The following is a 19,173-nucleotide window of genomic DNA, read 5'->3' as shown; positions in this document are numbered from 1 at the left end:
TGGCAGACGAGGGTGATGTTTGTGCCGGAATCCGGCGCAGACGGCAAGCGCCCGATCAGGGTGTGGGGATGTCGAGCCCGAGGTCGAGGACGGTGACCGAGTGCGTCAGCGCCCCCACGGCGAGATAGTCGACGCCGGTGCGGGCGTAGTCCTCGGCCATGTCGAGCGACAGTCCCCCCGAGCTCTCCAGCTTCGTCTGAGGCGAGCGTGCGTCCCGCCGCTGGACCGCCATCTGTGTCTCCCACAACGCGAAGTTGTCCAGCAGTACGAGTTGCGGTTCGAGCGCGAGTACCTCGTCGAGCTGGGCCAGTGAATCGACCTCCACCTCGACGGGCAGGTCGGGGGCTGCGGCGCGGACCGCCGCCAGCGCGGCGCTCACCGACCCGGCCGCGACCACATGGTTGTCCTTGATCAGGGCCGCATCGCCGAGACCCATGCGATGGTTGACTCCCCGCCGGCCCGCACCGCATACTTCTGCAGCAGCCGCAGGCCGGGTAGCGTCTTGCGCGAATCGCGCACCTTGGCGCCGGTCCCCTCGACGGCCTGCACCCAGCGGTCGGTCGCGGTCGCGATGCCGGACAGGTGGCTGATCAGGTTCAGGGCGGTGCGCTCAGCGGTGAGCAGCCCGGCGGTCGGTGCGTGCACGCTCAACACCACGTCACCGGGCGCCACGCGGGAGCCGTCGACGACGCTCGACGTCACCGTGTAGGCGCCCGCACCGATGACCTCGTCGAACACCGCGAGAACCACCGGTACCCCGGCGATCACGCCGTCGGCGCGGCTGACGATCGCCGCGTCGGTGACGGCGTCGGCGGGAACCGTCGCCGCCGTGGTGACGTCGGGCCCGTAGCGCAGATCCTCGGTGAGCGCGGTCCGGATCAGCGAGCGGATCTCCTCGGTGACGGCCAGGTCGCCCACCTCTGTGGCCGCGACCTGACCGACGAACGCCTCACTCACCGGAGCCGGGGTTGCCGATCGCGATCATCCGCTCGACGCTCGTGCGGGCACGCGCGGCGACGTCGGGCGCGACGTGGACCTCGTCGCGTCCCTCCCGCAGCGCCCGCAGCAGTGCGGCCGGGGTGATCATCTTCATGTACGGGCAGGATGCCCGGTCGTTGACGGCCTGGAAGTCGATGCCGGGTGCCGCCTTGCGCAACTGGTGCAGCATGCCGATCTCGGTGGCCACCAGCACCTGCTTCGCGCCGGTCTCGCGAGCGGCGTCGATCATGCCGCCGGTGGACAGGATCTTGACCCGGTTGTCGGGTACCGCGCCTTCGCCGGCGAGGTAGAGAGCCGATGTCGCGCAACCACATTCAGGGTGGATGAACAGGTCGGCATCGGGGTGCGCGGCGGCCTTCTCGGTGAGCTCGTCACCGTTGATGCCCGCGTGCACGTGGCATTCACCGGCCCAGATGTGGATGTTGTCGCGACCGGTCTCGCGCTTGACGTGCGCGCCCAGGAACTGGTCCGGGAGGAAGAGGACGTCACGGTCGGGGTCGATCGAGGCGACGACGTCGACCGCGTTCGACGAGGTGCAGCAGATGTCGGTGAGGCCCTTGACCTCGGCGGTGGTGTTCACATACGACACCACGACGGCGTCCGGGAACTCGGCCTTCCACTCGCGCAACTGGTCGGCGTTGATGGAGTCCGCGAGCGAGCAGCCGGCCCGGGCGTCGGGGATCAGCACCCTCTTGTCCGGGCTGAGGATCTTGGCCGTCTCCGCCATGAAGTGCACGCCACAGAACACGATCTCGTCGGAGTCGACCTCGGCCGCGATCCGCGACAGTGCCAGCGAATCGCCCACATGGTCGGCGACGTCCTGGATGGCCGGGAGTTCGTAGTTGTGCGCGAGCAGCGTCGCATTGCGGGCACGGGCCAGGCGTCGGATCTCGTCGGCCCACTCCTGCGTGGGTTCCACTCCGGAATATCCGCCGGGGCCGTCGATCCACTCGGCATCGATCAGGCCCGGTTCGGTGGTGACTGCCGGGCGGTCGCTGGTGATGCTCATCTGCCACTCCTCTTGCGGTCATGCTCGGGACACGGGGCTGCGTCGCGAGACACGGTTTTCGACTCATGATCGAAAACGCTGTCCATCGTAACACCGACGTGACGGAGGTCATTCCCGTCGATGCGGCGGGAGGCCGCCGAGCTGGGCCGACGGTGACAAACCTGCGGTCACGCGCGAGATCGTCCGGGCGCGCCGAAAAATTAGAGTAGTGCGCTACGCGTTCGCCGACGACGCGCAGTTCATAGCGTCGATCTGTACACGATTTCCGGCCCCACGGCCGCTGACCAGATTGTGAGCAGCGCGATGACCATCTCCCCGTCCGACAGCTTCACCTCGACCCCGATCCCGGTCAGTCCGATCGCGGTACCACCGGTCGACTCCCGTGCGCAGGCGGCGGCCCGGCGACGCGAGGCAGCGCTCGCACGCCTGGCCGCCCGGCGGATGCCCCTGCCGGGCCTGCCGGCCACGCCGCCACCCCCGGTTCCGGCGGCGTCACGGACGGCGACGACCCAGCACACGGCCGTGACCAGCAGACGGCCCCATATCCGGCTCATTCCCGCCGCCGACACGACCCCGCCTCCGCCTGCGCCCGCGCCTGCGGTCGCACCGGTGGCGGCTCCGGTGGCGGTGAGTTCGTCGACCGAGCTCCGTCCCCGTCCCGGCCTCACCCAGCGCGAGATCCAGGTCCTGACGACCTGGCTGCTCACCGACTCCAAGATCTCGGTGGCACAGGAGCTGTGCATCTCCATCGGCACGGTGAACACCCATCTCACCCGCATCCGTGCGAAGTACACGGCGGTTGACCGCACGGCACGCACCAAGGCCGCCCTGGCGGCCCGCGCGATCCAGGACGGCATCCTCTCGCTCGACGACCTCTGAGGTCACGGGGCGGCTCGCCCTACAATCGACGCCATGCCGACACCCCCGCCCATGTCCGCGAGCGACGGGGCGCCACCCGAGGTGCGGGTCGAGGTGTTGACCGCGGTGTTCCAGGTGCGTGAGATCCGCCCGGACGACGCCCCCGCGCTCTGCGTTCTGCTGGGGCGTGAACCGGGCGCCGCGGCGTGGTCGTTGCCGGGTGGAGGTGTCGCCGCCGACGAGAACCTGAAGGCGAGCGCACGTCGCGTGGTCGCGGAGAAGGTCGACATCGACAAGATCGCCCATCTCGAGCAGCTGGCGGTGTTCTCCGAGCCGCACCGCGTGCCCGGCATCCGCACGATCGCGTCGACCTATCTCGGCCTCGTGCCGAGCGACATCGCCACCCATCTGCCGGACACGGCCGCCTGGCACGCGGTCGACGCACTCCCCGACCTCGCCGTCGACCACGGGGAGATCGTGGCCGCGGCCCGGCAACGCCTTGCCGCCAAACTGTCCTACACCAACATCGCCTTCGCATTGGCCCCGGCGCGGTTCCCGATGTCGGCGCTGTCGGAGATCTATTGTGCCGCACTGGGTTACCCGGTGGACACGACAAACCTGCTGCGCATCCTGAGCCGCCGGGCAGTCGTGGTGGCCACCGGCACCGTCGGCAAGACCGGCCGCGCCGGCGGCCGCCCGCCCGCGCTGTACGCCTTCGCCGACACGCGGATCAGGGTCACCGACGAATTCGCCACCCTGCGTCCCCCGATGTGATCGGTGCGGCGCCTGGTCTCGATACACCTCCTCGCCTGGCGGCTCGTCGGCCACTCGACCATCGGACGTCAGCGCCGACGGTCGCGAGGGTTCAGGCAGCGGGCGCGACCGGCGGCCCGGGAAGCGTCGCAGGAGGACCGGTCACGCAGGAGCGGTGAGGACGGCGGCGTCGCCGTCGGTGATCGCGATGGTGTGTTCACTGTGTGCGGTCATCGACCCGTCCGCGGACCGGATGGTCCATCCGTCGGGGTCGTAGACGATCTGCGACGTCCCTTGCGCCAGCCACGGTTCCAACGCGAGCGTCAGACCCGGGCGCAGTCGCATACCGTGGCCGGTCCGGCCGACGTTCGCCACATGCGGGTCCTCGTGCATGGTCCGACCGAGTCCGTGACCACCGAAATCGGTATTGACCATGTATCCCCGGGAGGTGCACACCTCGCCGATGGCCGCCGAGATGTCACCGAGGCGGTTCCCGTCCCTGGCCGCGTCGATCCCGGCGGCCAGCGCCAGGCGCGTGGTCTCGACGAGGAACTCGTCCTCGGACCGGGGCGTCCCGACGATCACCGTGCGTGCCGAATCGGCGACCCACCCGTCGATCGACACCGCGATGTCCATACTCAGCACATCACCGTCGGCCAGCACATGGTCGTGCGGAAGGCCGTGCAGCACAGCGTCGTTGACCGACAGGCAGATCACGTTGCGGAACGGGCCGCGACCGAAGGACGGAGAATAGTCCCAGTAGCACGAGACCGCGCCGCGCCGGGTGATCAGATCGCGGGCGCGAAGCTCGAGGTCAAGCAGGTTCACGCCGACCTTTGCGCGTCCGGACAGATCGTCGAGCAACTCCGCGATGAACGCACCGGTCACCCGCATCGACGCGACCTCGGCCGCCGACTTGAGTTCGATCACCACCATCCTCCTTCTCGGTATTTAAATACCACCGTACCCATGCACGCGGTATTTTCATACCGGCGCGGTATTTTCATACCAGCCCAGTACTGTGGAGGCATGGTCCGTGCACCGTTGACAGCAGAACAGATCGCCGCGGGACGCCGGCTGGGCACGCTGCTGCGCGAGAGCCGAGGTGACCGGACGGTGCTCGACGTCGCGCAGGGCGCTGGGATCTCGCCGGAGACCTTGCGCAAGATCGAGGGCGGCCGACTACTGACACCGTCGTTCGCCACCGTCGTCGCGCTCAGTCGCGTGCTCGACGTCTCGGTCGAAGCGCTCGCCGAGGTCGTCGACGGTGAGGCATCGGTTCAGATCGGCTGACCGTCCGTCCCGGACTCTGGGTGGTCCGGCGCCTCGACGAGATCGCCGACCCCGAGGTCCGCGGTTCTGGATGCGAGCGCGGCGCCGAGGTAGACGAGCGCCGCGGCCAACGGCGCGCAGATGAACAGCGCCCACACGCCGCCGGGTCCGCCACGGACCGCGCCGTCGAGCCAGAGATCGGGTACGACGCGGAAGGTCGCGCCGACGGGCAGCGTGAGCGGATCGTCGAATCGCCAATCGGCCACCGCGGTACCCAGCCACGCCCCGAGCAACGAGCCGATGACCGTCGCCGCGGCGACCGCCATGAACCCCGCCGGGCCCCGCCACCGCCGGCACGCGAACCAGACCACGAGCACCGCGGCGAGGCCGTATCCGAGTTGCATCAACGCGAAGACACCGACGCCGGCGAACTCCTCGGGGAACTGCTCGGCCGGGATGATCGCGGACTCGGGACCGACGACCCGACCGGACATCGCGGGAGTCACCATCGCCCAGATCATCCCGACGACGACACCGAGCAGGACGACTGCGCCCAGGGCAACGATCAGTGGTCGGACCGGCGAGTGCGGTCCGCGTTCCGTGACCGGCGATCCGGGAGCGGCTACCTCCGCCGGCGCCGGTCCGGAGACCTGCGCCGCGGGGTCGGTCATCGTCGGCCCAGCTCGGAGGAGTCCACCGACCCGTGCCTCGAACAGCGGGCGCCCCAGCCGTCGGGGCGTACCTGGACCACCATCCGCCGGCCGCACTGTCCACAGAATCGTGGAGGTTCGAGGCCCATCTGCGCCGCCGTCGGGATGGCGTCGGGGCCCTGCAGCTCCAGTTCGAGGCCGGTGTACACGCCGTATCGACCCGGCTGCGCGAGCGGTCCGGGAACGTCGGGCTGCGCGGTCGGGGTCGCCGCGGGGTCCGCGGGCGTCGTCGAGATCATCACCTGATCGAGCCTAGGCCTAGATGCTGTCGTTGAGCGCCTTGATGGGCATCGACAGGTCCGACAAGAGGTCGAGGTCGTCCTCGGCGGGACGTCCCAACGTCGTCAGATAGTTGCCGACGATGACCGCGTTGATACCGCCCAGGATGCCCTGCTTGGCACCGAGGTCACCGAGGGTGATCTCGCGACCACCGGCGAACCGCAGGATGGTGCGCGGCAAGGCAAGTCGGAACGCGGCGACCGACTTCAGCGCCTCGGACGCGGGCAGGACGTCGAGGTCACCGAACGGTGTGCCGGGGCGCGGGTTGAGGAAGTTGAGCGGCACCTCATCGGGCTCGAGCGAGGCGAGATCGGCAGCGAACTCGGCACGCTGCTCCAGGCTCTCCCCCATGCCCAGGATGCCGCCGCAGCAGACCTCCATGCCGGCGTCGCGCACCATCCGCAGGGTGTCCCAGCGCTCCTCCCAGGTGTGCGTGGTCACCACGTTGGGGAAGTGGCTGCGTGCGGTCTCCAGGTTGTGGTTGTAGCGGTGCACGCCCATGTCCTTGAGCTGATCGACCTGCTCCTGGGTGAGCATGCCGAGGCTGCAGGCGATCTGGATGTCCACCTCGTTACGGATCGCCTCGATCCCCGCGGCGACCTGGCTGAGGAGTCGCTTGTCCGGGCCGCGGACGGCGGCGACGATGCAGAACTCGGTCGCGCCGGTCTTCGCGGTCTGCTTGGCGGCCTCCACCAGCGACGGGATGTCGATCCAGGCGCTCCGTACCGGGGACGCGAAAAGTCCGGACTGCGAACAGAAGTGGCAATCCTCCGGGCAGCCGCCGGTCTTGAGCGAGATGATGCCCTCGACCTCGACCTCGGGCCCGCACCACCGCATCCGCACGTCGTGGGCGAGCTCGAGCAGCTCGGTCAGCCGGTCGTCGGAGAGCTGGAGAACCTCGAGGACCTGATCACGGTTCAGTGCCTCACCACGCTCGAGGACCTGCGTGCGCGCCACCGCGAGGATGTCGTCGCCCGACGACTGATCGGTGTGCTGCTGCTGGGTACCGGGTGCGACTGGTGCCTGGGTCACGAGAGAACTCCTTCGAGGGACTGGGATGGGCGGTCATACGACGACGGTGATGCCGTCGGCGAGGTATCGGTTGCGGTCGTAGGCGTGGCGCGCGCGAACTCCCGGCGCAGCCACCCGGGGTCGATCCACGACGGGGCACGGCGACGGAACTCGGCCGGGTCGAGGGCACCGGCACCCGCCGGGATGGTCCCGACGATGGGTACGCCGGTCAGTCGCGGGAGGTCGGTGCGGTTGCAGACCATCGCGAGATCCGGCTCGACAGGCCAGGATCCGATGATCAGTCCGGCCGGCCGCAGACCGCGAGCCGCGATCGCCGCGACGGTGAGCTCCGCATGGTTGAGCGCACCGAGCCCGGCCGGCACCACGACCACCACGGCCGCATCGGTGGCAGCCGCGACATCGAGCAGGGTGAGATCCTCGGCCAGCCGGACGAGGATTCCGCCGGCGCCCTCGACGAGCGTGACGTCGTGATCGGCAGCCAACCCACGCACGGCGGTGGTGACGGTGTCGAGGTCGAGCGCGGGCATCGCGGCACGGCGCGCGGCGGTGTCCGGCGCGAGTGGCTCGGGATAGCGGACACACTCGGCGGTATCGATCGGCCCGGCCAGCGCCTCGACGACGGCCAGGTCGCCCGCCTCCCCCGTCGCCACCCCCGTCTGGGCGGGTTTGCACACGGCGGCATGGAGATTCGCGTGGGCGACGGCGGCGACCAACGCTGCCGTGACGATCGTCTTGCCGACATCGGTCGATGTGCCGGTCACCGCCAGGACGCGGCCGGGACGGGCGGTCATCGGACCCCCACCCCACGAACGGCGTCGTCGACGACGGCGGCGACCCGGTCGAGCAGGGCGACGTCGAGGTCGGCGCGCACGGTCAGCCGCAGCCGCGACGTGCCTGCGGGGACCGACGGCGGGCGAAAACAGCCGACCAGGACGCCGAGTTCACGGCACCGGGCGGCGGCTGCCACCGCGGGCTGCGGCTCGCCGATGACCAACGAGATCACCGCGGCCGCGGGCGACGGGGCGCCGACCGCGCTGGCCAGCCGGGAGGCGTTGTCGCGGAGCCGATCCGGCAATGTCGGGTCGGCGCGCAGCACACCGAGCGCGCTGCGGGCGGCACCGACGGCCGCCGGGTTGAGTCCGGTGTCGAAGATGAAGGTCCGTGCGCGGTCGATCAGATGGGCACGGAGAACGGCCGACCCGAGGACGACCCCGCCCTGGGCGCCGAGCGACTTGGACAGCACCGTCGTGACCACGAGGTCGGGCGCTCCGGAGAGGCCCAGTTCGGCGACCAGGCCACGACCGCCGGGTCCACGGACACCCAGCGCATGGGCCTCGTCGACGAGCAGTGCCGCGCTGTTGTCGCGGGCCGCTGCATGGAGTTCGGCGATCGGCGCCGGTGCACCGTCGATGCTGTAGACCGAGTCGGTGACGACGAGCGCACGCCGTTCGGTCCGGTCCCGCAGGGCGGCACGGACCGCGGCGTGATCACCACGGTCGACCACCACGACCCGTGCCCGCGACAACCGGCAACCGTCGATCAGCGAGGCGTGGGTCCCGGTGTCGCTGACGATGAGATCGCCGCGGCCGGCCAGCGCCGTGATGGCGCCGACGTTGGCGAGGTAGCCGGACGAGAACGCCAGCGCAGCAGGGAATCCGAGGAAGTCGGCGAGCTCGTTCTCCAACTCGACGTGCAGGGCCGTGGTGCCGACGACCAGGCGCGACGCGGTGGCTCCGGCACCCCAGGTGTCGAGCGCGGCGTGTGCGCCGGCGATCACCGCGGGGTGCGTCGAGAGGCCGAGGTAGTCGTTGGAGGCCAGGTTGACCAGCGACGAGCCCTGTTGTCGGACAACCGGTTCACGGTGCAGACCGGCCTGCTGCAGCCGGTCCGCCTCGTCGGCGAGCCAGGCGAGTGCGCCGTCGGGGTCGTCGAGTGCGGTGGCCGTCGTCGCCGGCAGTTCGGTGATGGTCATCGGGCGCCTCCGGCGATCAGCTGGGCGGACAGGCATGCGTCGACCGCGGTGCGCATGCCGTGGGTGATGGCGTCGACGTCGTCGTCGGTGCACACGAACGGCGGCATCACGTAGACGAGGTTGCGGAACGGCCGGAGCCACACCCCGGCGTCGACCGCCGCCGCGGTGGCCACGGCCATGTCCACCGGCCGGTCCAGTTCGACGACGCCGATGGCACCCAGCACCCGGACGTCGGCGACACCGTCGCGACCCGCGAGCTCGGCCAGTCCCGACCGCAACCGCGCCCCGATGGCGCTCACCCGGGCACGCCATGGGAAGTCCAGCAGTAGTTCGACCGCGGCCACCGCGACCGCACACGCCAGCGGGTTGGCCATGAACGTCGGACCGTGCGCCAGTCCCCCGGCCTCTCCCCGGCTGATCACCTCGGCGACGTCGGTGGTGCACAGGGTGGCGGCGAGCGTCAGGTACCCACCGGTCAGCGCCTTGCCCAGACACATGATGTCGGGGTCGACCCCCGCGTGGTCGGCGGCGAACAGTTCACCGGTCCGGCCGAAGCCGGTGGCGATCTCGTCGAAGATCAACAGCACGCCCGCGCGATCACAGATCCGCCGCAACTCCGACAGGTAGCGCGGGTCGTGGAACCGCATGCCACCCGCGCCCTGCACGACGGGTTCGACGATGACGGCCGCGAGCCGATCGCGATGCGCCTGGACCGCCGCTTCGAGAACGGCCACGTACTCGTCGTCGTGGTGTGCCGGCGGAGCCGGGACGAAGACCTGCTCGGCCAGCACGTCGGTCCACATCGAGTGCATCCCACCGTCGGGATCGCAGACGCTCATCGGGGTGAAGGTGTCGCCGTGATATCCGCCGCGCCACGTCAGCAGTCGGGTCTTCTCCGGACGGCCTCGACTTCGCCAGTACTGCAGAGCCATCTTCACCGCCACCTCGACCGACACCGAACCGGAGTCGCAGAAGAAGACCTTCTGCAGCGGTTCCGGGGTGACCGACACCAGCAGCTCGGCCAATCGCGCGGCCGGCTCGTGGGTCAGCCCCCCGAACATCACGTGTGCCATCGATCCCAGCTGGCAGGTGATCGCCGCGTCGAGAACAGGATGCCGGTAGCCGTGGATGGCGGCCCACCACGAGCTCATACCGTCGACGACCTCTCGGCCGTCGCCGAGCTCGAGGTGCACGCCATGCGCCCCGCGCACCACCAGCGGCGCCCCGGGCGACGGATCGCCGTCGGCGGACTCCACTCCCGACGCAGGCAGCATCGCGCCATACGGATGCCACACGTGCTGGGCATCGATGCGGCTGATGGTGGCGTCGTCCACGGGGACTGTCCTTCGGGTGTCGCGGGCTGCTGCGTCCTGGACACTGTACAGGCGTCTCCTGGACGCTGTACAGGGCGACGGATTTCGCCGTCGCCGGGCCATCTACGCTGTCGGGGTGAGCAACAGTCGAGCCGACGTCCTGCGCGCGGCCCGGGACATCCTCACCGATCACAGCCTGGCGGACCTGTCGATGCGCCGTCTGGCCACCGACCTCGGGGTGCGTCCCAACGCGTTGTACTGGCACTTCCCGAACAAGCAGACGCTGTTGGCCGCGCTCTCCGACGACATCCTCGGTGAGGTGGCCGCGCCGCCTCCCACACTGTCCTGGGACGAGCGTCTCGCCTTCCTGGCGACGGGTATGCGCGCCGCCCTGCTGGGCGTGCCCGACAGCGCCGAGGTGGTGTCGTCGAGCTGGGCGAGCGGGTTGTCGCCGAAGTCGATCGCCATCGAACTGGCCGACACGGCGCGCGACGGCGGACTCAGCGTCCGCGACGCACAGGCCGTCGCGACCGCGGTGTGCCAGCTGGTCATCGGCCTGACCATCGAGGAGCAGACACGCGCGCAGATGGAGAGACTGCAGGTGATCGGCCCCTCCGGACGAGACTTCACCACCGAGTTCACCGACGGGCTGAGCGTGATCCTGGATGGTGCCCGGATGCGCTCCATCGGCAAGCAGCCCGTGCCGGAGATCGCCGAAAGTAAAGAAAAGTAAAGGTCAGCAGGGGTGCGACCGTCGGAGTGTCGCGACTGACGCGAATCGAGAATCACAGCTTCGGCATGTAGATTGCTTCCGGACACAACAGCCTGCAGCACCATCGACCATGCCGTCGGGTTTCGTTCCGTGAACCCCGACGTTCGAGACAGGAAGACACAGCCAAGGTAGTGGCAGCCCCGACTCACACCACCGTCCCGGTGACACCGGCCCCGGTGGACAACGTCCCTGCATACCGCACAGACCTCGACGGTCTGCGCGGCATCGCCATCACCCTGGTCGCGTGCTTCCACATCTGGTTCGGCCGCGTCTCCGGCGGTGTCGACGTCTTCCTGGTGCTCTCGGGGTACTTCTTCATCGGGTCCCTGCTGCGCCACGCGATCCACAGTCAGGCGCCGCACGTCGCCTTCCGCGACACCGTCAACCCGTGGCCGCGACTCAAGCGGTTGCTGCGCCGGCTACTGCCCGCCCTGTTCACCGTGCTGATCGCGGTGGCGGTGCTGACGGTGATCATCATCCCGCAGACCCGGTGGGTGAGCATCGGACGCGAACTGGTCGCGAGTGCGCTCTACTACCAGAACTGGCATCTGGCACTGAACTCCCAGGATTACCTGGCGGCGAGTTCGGCCAACAGCCCGCTGCAGCACATCTGGTCGATGTCGGTGCAGGGTCAGTTCTTCCTCGTCACGCTGCTCGTCGCGCTGGCGTTCGCCGCGGTGATCAAAGTGGCTGCCCGCCTGATCGCACCGCTGGCCGAGCCCCGGGTGATCAAGGCCCTCGTGGGCGCTGCGGTGCTGGCGGTGGCCGCGGTGTCGTTCTACTGGGCCCACATGCGCATGGGCGTGAACCAGCAGTTCAACTACTTCGACACGCTGTCGCGACTGTGGGAACCGCTCGCGGGCGGCCTGCTCGCCATCTGGCTGCCGAGTTGGCGTGTGCCGCGCTGGGTTCGGACGATCGCCGCCGTGGTCGCGCTCGCGCTGATCATCACCTGCGGGTGGTGGATCGACGGCGTCGACTCGTATCCGGGTCCCTGGGCGCTCGTACCGGTCGGCTCGACGCTGCTGATCATCTGGGCCGGTGCCACCGCCCTGGAACGTCCGCGACCCGGGGTCGACGAACCCCAGGCGTTGCCGCCGGTCAACCGGATGCTGGCCAGCCGGTGGCCGGTGTGGCTGGGCACCATCGCGTACTCGCTCTACCTCTGGCACTGGCCCCTGCTGATCTTCTACCTCACCTGGCGTGGCAAGGACCACGCCTCCGTGCTCGAGGGCGTCGTCCTGCTCACGGTGTCGATCGGTCTCGCCTGGCTCACCAAGCGCTACATCGAGGATCCGCTGCGCGGCGGTGGCCGCGCGGCTCCGGCGCGTGGACGTCGCGACGGCCACGCCCCGTGGCTCACCTACACGTCGGTGGTCACGTCGATCCTCGTGGTCGCCACCGTGGTCACCGGTGTGGGCATCAAGCTGTGGGACCGGCACGTGAGCACCATGGTGGTCGACACCAAGAACCTCGATCCCCGCCTCTACCCGGGTGGACGGGCCCTGCTGAACGCCGCGCCGGTGCCGGCGCTCGATCCGCAGCCGTCACCGTTGATGGTCACCCAGGACTTCCCCGAGACCTCCACCGACGGTTTCATGAGCAACTTCGAGGACCCGGACATCCATGTCGGGGTGTACGGCGATCCCAACGCCACCAAGACCGTCGCGCTGATCGGCGGATCGCACGCCGAGATGTGGATCAGTGCACTCAACCTGATCGGACAACGCAATCACTTCAAGGTGACCACCTACCTGAAGATGGGTTGCCCGATGTCCACCGAACTCGTACCGAAACAGAACGGCGTGCCCTATCCGCAGTGTCACGACTGGGTGCAACGGGTGACCAAGAAGGTGATCGCCGACAAACCCGATGCGGTGTTCACGAACTCGACCCGCCCGCGTGATTACGATCCGGGCGACTGGGTTCCACCCACGTACACACCGATCTTCGACGACTTCATCGCCGCCGGGATCGAGGTCTTCGGCATCCGGGACACACCGTGGCCGAAGAACGCGGAGGGGCTGATCGACACTCCGACGTGTCTGGCCAACGGCGGCACGGCGACGAGTTGCGCGACGCGCCGCGACGTCGCCCTGGCGCCCGAGGACCCCGCGCTGGCGCTGGAGGCGACCCGTCCCACCTTCCACGCACTCGACCTCTCCGACGGGGTGTGCGATGCACAACTGTGTCCGGCGATCGTGGGCAACATCATCGTCTACAAGGATTGGCACCACCTGAGCGCAACCTACGTGCGCAGTCTGGCGGACGAACTCGGCCGTCAGATGGCCGTCGCGGCACCCTGGACCGGACCACCCGGTCCCTGATGTACCCCGCGTCGTCGACCGCACAGTCGATCCGGATCTCTCCGAGATGAACCGACGACGGTTGGCGGCTAGTGTCGTCTCATGGAATCGCCGAACGCCGAGGTGACGAAGTCACCGGCCCCCGACGCCGGAGGTTCGACCCCCGCCCAGCCCGCGGAGGTCTTCGAGATCCCCAGCCAGATCGACCACACCGAGCAGGCCGGCGACGAACCGCCGTTCATCGTGTGGCCCGGCCAGCAGTACCCACTCGGCGCCACGTACGACGGTGTGGGAACGAACTTCTCGCTCTTCTCGGAGGTGGCCACAGCCGTCGACCTCTGCCTCATCGACAGCTCCGGCACCGAGCGGCGCATCCGACTCGAAGAGGTCGACGGGTACTGCTGGCACTGTTACCTGCCCAACGTCGGCCCCGGACAGTTCTACGGCTATCGGGTGCACGGCCCGTACGAGCCGTCCCAGGGGCTGCGCTGCGACCCCAGCAAGCTGCTGCTCGATCCCTACGGGAAGGCCTTCTACGGCGATTTCGACGGCGATCCGTCGCTGTTCTCGTACGCGCTGGCCACCGGTGAGACCGACGACAGAGACCCGGACGCGACGGACGAGACCGACGAGATCGATGCGGCCGACGTCGACGAGATCGCCCCTGCATCCGAGGTCGCGGCGGACGCCGGCGGTGACACGGAGGGCGACGATGCCGGCGACGACGACGAGGGTGACGACGGCGCGGGGGTGAGCGGGAATCCGGCGGAGACGGGCACCGCCACCCCGAGCGTCCCGATGGCATCGACGCAACCCGCGGACATGCCACAACTCGACTCGCTGGGCCACACGATGGTCTCCGTCGTCATCAATCCGTACTTCGACTGGCAGAACGACCGGTCGCCGCGCCGTCCCTATCACGAGACGGTCATCTACGAGGCGCACGTCAAGGGCATGACGGCAACCCACCCCGACGTGCCGGAGCACCTGCGCGGAACCTACGCCGGGCTCTGCCATCCGGTCATCATCGACCATCTGAAGGCCTTGGGCGTCACGGCGATCGAGTTGATGCCGGTCCACCAGTTCATGCAGGACTTCGTCCTGCGCGATCAGGGTCTGCGGAACTACTGGGGGTACAACACCTTCGGATTCCTCGCCCCCCACCTCGAGTACGCATCCAAACCCGACCAACCCGCCAGTGCCGTCACCGAATTCAAGGCAATGGTACGGGCGTTCCATCAGGCGGACATCGAGGTCATCCTCGACGTCGTCTACAACCACACCGCCGAGGGCAATCACCTCGGTCCGACGATCTCGTTCCGCGGCATCGACAATGCGGCGTATTACCGACTGGTCGACGACAGCCCGGACATGTACATGGACTACACCGGGACGGGCAACAGTCTCAACGGCCGCCATCCGCACACCCTGCAGCTGATCATGGATTCGCTGCGGTACTGGGTGCTGGAGATGCACGTGGACGGCTTCCGCTTCGACCTCGCCTCGACCCTGGCCCGTGAGCTCCACGACGTGGACAGGTTGTCCGCGTTCTTCGATCTGGTGCAACAGGATCCGGTGGTCAGCCAGGTCAAGCTGATCGCCGAGCCATGGGACGTCGGCGAGGGCGGCTATCAGGTCGGCAACTTCCCGCCGCTGTGGACCGAGTGGAACGGCAAGTACCGCGACACCATGCGCGACTACTGGCGCGGCGAGCCGGCGACCCTCGGCGAGTTCGCATCTCGTCTCACCGGATCGTCCGATCTCTACGAGGCCACCGGGCGACGTCCGCTCGCCAGCATCAACTTCGTGATCGCCCACGACGGCTTCACGCTCCGTGACCTCGTGTCCTACAACGAGAAGCACAATCTGGCCAACGGTGAGGACAACCGGGACGGCGAGAGCCACAACCGATCCTGGAACTGTGGCGTCGAGGGCCCCACCGACGACCCGGAGATCCTCGAGTTACGGGCGCGCCAGCAACGCAACATCCTGGCGACACTGTTCCTGTCGCAGGGCACACCGATGCTCGCGCACGGCGACGAGATCGGCCGCACCCAGCAGGGCAACAACAACGTCTACTGCCAGGACTCGCAACTCGCGTGGATGGACTGGTCGCTGGCGGAGAAGCACTCGGAGCTGTTGGAGTTCACGCGTAAGGCGATCGCGCTGCGCACCCGGCATCCGGTGTTCCGGCGCCGGAGATTCTTTGCCGGCAAACCACTTCGGTGGGGCGGCCAGGATCTCGACATCGTGTGGCTCACACCTGCGGGACAGGCCATGACCGCGGAGGATTGGGACAGCGGCTTCGGCAAGAGTCTCGCCGTGTTCCTCAACGGCGACGGCATCGGCGAGAAGAACGAGCGTGGCGAGAAGGTCACCGACGACAGCTTCATCATCTGCTTCAACGCGCACTACGGTGACATCGACTTCTACCTGCCGCCCGCCTCGTGGGGACTCGAATGGGCGGGTGAGCTCGACACCACCGATCCCACCGGCGCGACCGACCTGACCATCGGGGCCGAGACGTCTCTGACGGTCGGCGCCCGGTCGGTCCTGGTGCTGCGCAAGACGGCGTGACCGAACCGGTGTCCGTGGTGACCGACCGCGCCGACCCGGGTGGGCAGCGGGAACCGTTGGCCACCTACCGGATTCAACTGACTCCGGACTTCGGGTTCGCGGATGTGATCGACGTGCTGCCACAGATCGCCTATCTCGGGGTGAGTCATCTCTATCTCTCGCCGATCGGGCGGGCGATGGCCGGGTCCACACATGGCTACGACTGGGTGCCGCCGCCGGCGGTCGCGACCGCGTTGGGTGGACTCTCCGGCCTGCGCGATCTGCGTCGAGCCGCAGGCGCACACGGCCTGGGCCTGATCATCGACATCGTGCCCAACCACACCGGCGTCGCCGATCCCCGGCAGAACCCCTGGTTCGGCGATCTGCTCCGGTACGGGGCCGGATCTCGCTACGCAGGCTATTTCGACGTGGATTTCTCCACGGACAACGGCGCGGACGGGAAGATCGCACTCCCGGTGCTCGCCGCGGACGGTGACCTGAGCCCGCTCGCCGTCGACGACGGACACCTGCGCTACTACGATCACGTGTTCCCCACCGCACCCGGGAGCGCGTCGTCGGGGACCCCGATCGACGTGCACGATCGGCAACACTATCGGCTGGTGCCGTGGGACAGTGGCCTGATCGGTTATCGACGCTTCTTCACGGTCAACGAACTCGCCGGACTCCGCCAGGAGGACCCCACGGTGTACGCCGCCACCCATCGGTGGTTGCAGGACCTCGTCGCCGAGGACCTGATCGACGGTGTGCGCGTGGATCATCCGGACGGACTCTGGGATCCGCAGGCGTACCTGCGCTCCCTCCGGGCCGATGTCGGCGACGACCGGTTGATCTACGTGGAGAAGATCCTGGCACCCGACGAGAGCCTGGAACCGACCTTGCCGGTCCAGGGAACGACCGGCTACGAGCAGCTACGGGTGATCGACGCGGTGTTCACCGCACCCACCGGGGTGATCGAACTCGACGAGGTCCACGAACGGGTCACGGGATCCGCCGGCGATGCCGCATGGCTGCACCGCACCGAACGCGAACGCAAGCTCGCGACCCTGCGCGACCAGTTCCCCACCGAACACCGCCGTCTGGTCCGCGCGATCACCCATTCCGACCCCTCGGCCGACCTGGACGCCATCGCGGAGGCCACCGCCGAGTTGATCGCCGACCTGGGCGTCTATCGTGCCGACTACCCGTCGCTCCGCACGCGGCTGCTCGACGTCGCGGACCAGATCGCCCGCCGCGCACCACGGCTCGCTCCCGCACTCGACCTCATCGTGCAGTCCACGGCCAGTCCCGGCGCCGCCGCGTCGCGTCTGGCGCAGACATGCGGGGCGGTCACCGCGAAGAGTGTCGAGGACAGCCTCTTCTACCGCACCGCCCGGTTGGTGTCGGCCCAGGAGGTGGGCGGCGACCCGGCCAATCCCGCGATGTCGTTGCGGGACTTCCACTTCCAGAATGGGCGACGCGCCCATGATTGGCCGTGGGCGATGACCGCGACATCGACGCACGACACCAAACGAGGCGAGGATGTCCGGGCCCGGATCTCCCTGCTCACCCAGGTACCCGAACGCTGGACGATGCTCGTCGGCCGGATCTGGGCGGCCGCACCGCCTCCCGACGACCTGACCGGATACTTCCTGCTGCAGAACATCCTGGGTATCTGGCCGATCGACCGGCCGGCCGACGATGCGCTGCGCGACCGCATCAAGGCCTACGCCCAGAAGGCGTCCCGGGAGTCGGGTCTTCGTACCACCTGGACCGAGGTCGACGAGGACTTCGAGTCCGCGCTGTCCTCGTGGATCGATCAGCTCACCTCCGGGCCACTCGCCGACGACATCGCCGGACTGGTCGCCGAGATCGCGCCGAGCTGGCGATCGGAAGCACTGGCCCGCAAGGCGATCGCGCTGCTCGGGCCGGGGATCGGGGACATCTACCAGGGCACCGAGTGGTGGGATGACTCACTCGTCGACCCGGACAACCGGCGGCCGGTCGACTACGGGCAGTCGACCGATCACCCGAAGACCGCGTTGATCCGAGCGGCGTTGCGCGCGCGTGCCGCGCATCCCGCCGCATTCCGGCCGGGCGGTACCTACACACCGCTGTATGCCGACGGGCCGGGTTCCGATCATGCGATCGCGTTCACCCGCGGTGTCGGCCCCGATCCGCGGGTGGTGGTGCTGACCGCACGATTCACCCACAGCCTGACCACGCACCACCGGTCCGCGACGTCGGTGACACTGCCCCCGGGCCGATGGCGATGCACCCTGACCGATGTGATCCATGACGGCAGAATCGATCTCGCCGCACTGACGGACGACGCCGCGGTGTCGATCCTCGTCCGGGAGGACTGAGGCGACCAGTTCGCCGCCGGACCCGTCAGCCGGCCGGGGCCGGGGCGGGAGCTGCCGGGGCGGGGGCGGTGGGTTGTCCGCCGGTCTGGCCGCCCTGTTCGGGACCGATACCCGCCTGCGCACCACTGACCTGCGACACCAACCATTGACCGTCCTGGTTGCTCAGATCCAGCCAGAGGAGCATGAGACTCTTGCCGCCCTCCGGTGCGAGAGCACTCTTGCCGCTCACCTCCACCAGCACCGATGTTCGCGCGCTGTCGGCGTCGAATCGCTCGACCGACACCGACTTCACCGCCGACTCCGCATCCTGCAGATTGAGCTGGGTGACCGCCTGGGCGGTGTCGGATTGCTGCTGCTCCAGGTGTTTGCGGAAGTCGCCGGTCGACAACGGGCCGAGCTCGTTCTTCATGTCCGCCACACCATCCTTGGTCATCGCGCCGACCAGTTTGGTGACGAACTGCTCGGATGCGGACTTGCTCGCGTCGAACGCGGCCAGTTCCTCGCTCTGCCGGTGATATCCCCAGCCCAGCAACGCCACACCGACCAACGCGGCGACGACCACCAGAACGCCCAGCGTCTTCAGCAGACCACCGGTGGTGACGGTGAGCGAGATCTGTCGTCCCCGGCCCGCGGCCGACGACGGGGTGTCGACCGCCCCGGCCTTCTCCCCCACCGCTTTGTCCGCGTCTGCCGACGTGGACGCACGCCGATCGGATCGGACCCGCGCCGCCTTGGTCCGAGGTCGCGGCGCCTCCTCGGCATCCACGTCGCCCGCTGGTGCGTCCGCAGCATCGTCCGCGGTGTCGGTCGGATCGCCGTCGGTCAGGTCGCCGTCGGTCAAGTCGCTGTCGGCCGGGTCTGTCTGGCCCGCGCGGTCGTCCACGATGTCCGGATCGTTCCTTTCGCGGTCGTTGTCGGAGGTGTCGGTCGTCTTGTCCTGCTTGGTCATTCCTGCTCACAATCCCCGGCAGTTCGCCCG

At 68.7% G+C, this 19,173-nt stretch carries 16 protein-coding genes and 1 pseudogene; 7 read left to right on the top strand and 10 right to left on the bottom strand.

Translation table 11 applies throughout. The features are described from left to right. Positions 1-55: 55 nt before the first annotated feature. Positions 56-957, bottom strand: a pseudogene (nadC, locus tag D7316_RS01595) (carboxylating nicotinate-nucleotide diphosphorylase). Beyond that, the gene (gene nadA / locus D7316_RS01590; RefSeq protein ID WP_124706745.1) at positions 950-2,008 is read right to left on the bottom strand and encodes a quinolinate synthase NadA; all 1,059 of its coding nucleotides are present in this window, start codon (positions 2,006-2,008) and stop codon (positions 950-952) included. The pseudogene nadC and the gene nadA overlap by 8 nt, the downstream one beginning before the upstream one ends. Before the next feature lie 303 nt (positions 2,009-2,311). Between nadA and D7316_RS01585 the strand changes: the two genes are divergently transcribed. Both D7316_RS01585 and D7316_RS01580 read left to right on the top strand, forming a co-directional pair. Then, entirely contained in the window at positions 2,312-2,887 is a 576-nt protein-coding gene (locus tag D7316_RS01585) for a helix-turn-helix transcriptional regulator (protein WP_124706744.1), read from the top strand. A 33-nt stretch (positions 2,888-2,920) separates the two neighbouring features. Next, positions 2,921-3,640, top strand: coding sequence for an NUDIX hydrolase (locus tag D7316_RS01580; protein WP_124706743.1), 720 nt, complete (start codon positions 2,921-2,923; stop codon positions 3,638-3,640). Positions 3,641-3,781: 141 nt separating this feature from the next. On the opposite strand, the gene map is transcribed toward D7316_RS01580, so the two are convergent. After that, positions 3,782-4,549 (bottom strand): type I methionyl aminopeptidase, encoded by a 768-nt coding sequence (gene map, locus D7316_RS01575; protein WP_124706742.1) that lies wholly within the window; start codon positions 4,547-4,549, stop codon positions 3,782-3,784. Positions 4,550-4,648: 99 nt separating this feature from the next. On the opposite strand from map, the gene D7316_RS01570 reads away from it, so the two are divergent. Further along, positions 4,649-4,912: a helix-turn-helix domain-containing protein gene (locus tag D7316_RS01570; RefSeq protein WP_124706741.1), complete on the top strand. Its 264-nt coding sequence runs from the start codon at positions 4,649-4,651 to the stop codon at positions 4,910-4,912. Here D7316_RS01570 and D7316_RS01565 read toward each other — a convergent pair. From D7316_RS01565 to D7316_RS01540, 6 genes are read right to left on the bottom strand one after another with little or no spacing between them, the layout of a single operon-like run. After that, a complete protein-coding gene (locus D7316_RS01565; protein ID WP_124706740.1) occupies positions 4,900-5,562 on the bottom strand; it encodes a DUF2567 domain-containing protein in 663 nt (220 codons plus the stop codon). The genes D7316_RS01570 and D7316_RS01565 overlap by 13 nt on opposite strands. Then, positions 5,559-5,840 (bottom strand): biotin synthase auxiliary protein BsaP, encoded by a 282-nt coding sequence (gene bsaP / locus D7316_RS01560; protein ID WP_124711037.1) that lies wholly within the window; start codon positions 5,838-5,840, stop codon positions 5,559-5,561. The genes D7316_RS01565 and bsaP overlap by 4 nt, the downstream gene beginning before the upstream one ends. Before the next feature lie 19 nt (positions 5,841-5,859). Then, the gene (bioB, locus tag D7316_RS01555) at positions 5,860-6,912 is read right to left on the bottom strand and encodes a biotin synthase BioB (RefSeq protein WP_124706739.1); all 1,053 of its coding nucleotides are present in this window, start codon (positions 6,910-6,912) and stop codon (positions 5,860-5,862) included. Continuing rightward, positions 6,909-7,703 (bottom strand): dethiobiotin synthase, encoded by a 795-nt coding sequence (gene bioD / locus D7316_RS01550; RefSeq protein ID WP_124706738.1) that lies wholly within the window; start codon positions 7,701-7,703, stop codon positions 6,909-6,911. Before bioD ends, bioB begins: the two co-directional genes overlap by 4 nt. After that, positions 7,700-8,884: an 8-amino-7-oxononanoate synthase gene (locus D7316_RS01545; RefSeq protein WP_124706737.1), complete on the bottom strand. Its 1,185-nt coding sequence runs from the start codon at positions 8,882-8,884 to the stop codon at positions 7,700-7,702. Before D7316_RS01545 ends, bioD begins: the two co-directional genes overlap by 4 nt. Then, positions 8,881-10,218, bottom strand: a complete 1,338-nt coding sequence (locus tag D7316_RS01540) for an adenosylmethionine--8-amino-7-oxononanoate transaminase (protein WP_124706736.1) — start codon at positions 10,216-10,218, stop codon at positions 8,881-8,883. Before D7316_RS01540 ends, D7316_RS01545 begins: the two co-directional genes overlap by 4 nt. 115 nt (positions 10,219-10,333) lie before the next feature. On the opposite strand from D7316_RS01540, the gene D7316_RS01535 reads away from it, so the two are divergent. The 4 genes from D7316_RS01535 (at position 10,334) to treY (ending at position 18,194) form a co-directional block, all read left to right on the top strand. After that, positions 10,334-10,930 (top strand): TetR family transcriptional regulator, encoded by a 597-nt coding sequence (locus D7316_RS01535; protein WP_124706735.1) that lies wholly within the window; start codon positions 10,334-10,336, stop codon positions 10,928-10,930. Positions 10,931-11,100: 170 nt separating this feature from the next. After that, the gene (locus D7316_RS01530; protein ID WP_124706734.1) at positions 11,101-13,296 is read left to right on the top strand and encodes an acyltransferase family protein; all 2,196 of its coding nucleotides are present in this window, start codon (positions 11,101-11,103) and stop codon (positions 13,294-13,296) included. 81 nt (positions 13,297-13,377) lie between these two features. Beyond that, positions 13,378-15,852, top strand: coding sequence for a glycogen debranching protein GlgX (gene glgX / locus D7316_RS01525; RefSeq protein WP_124706733.1), 2,475 nt, complete (start codon positions 13,378-13,380; stop codon positions 15,850-15,852). Beyond that, positions 15,849-18,194: a malto-oligosyltrehalose synthase gene (treY, locus tag D7316_RS01520; protein WP_232016719.1), complete on the top strand. Its 2,346-nt coding sequence runs from the start codon at positions 15,849-15,851 to the stop codon at positions 18,192-18,194. The genes glgX and treY overlap by 4 nt, the downstream gene beginning before the upstream one ends. A gap of 25 nt (positions 18,195-18,219) precedes the next feature. On the opposite strand, the gene D7316_RS01515 is transcribed toward treY, so the two are convergent. Beyond that, entirely contained in the window at positions 18,220-19,143 is a 924-nt protein-coding gene (locus tag D7316_RS01515; protein WP_124706732.1) for a hypothetical protein, read from the bottom strand. Between the last annotated feature and the right edge of the window lie 30 nt (positions 19,144-19,173).

The organism is Gordonia insulae (assembly GCF_003855095.1).
GTDB classification, from domain to species: domain Bacteria; phylum Actinomycetota; class Actinomycetes; order Mycobacteriales; family Mycobacteriaceae; genus Gordonia; species Gordonia insulae.
The sequence above is the reverse complement of the archived record's forward strand: the minus strand, read 5'-3'. Positions and strand labels throughout refer to the sequence as shown.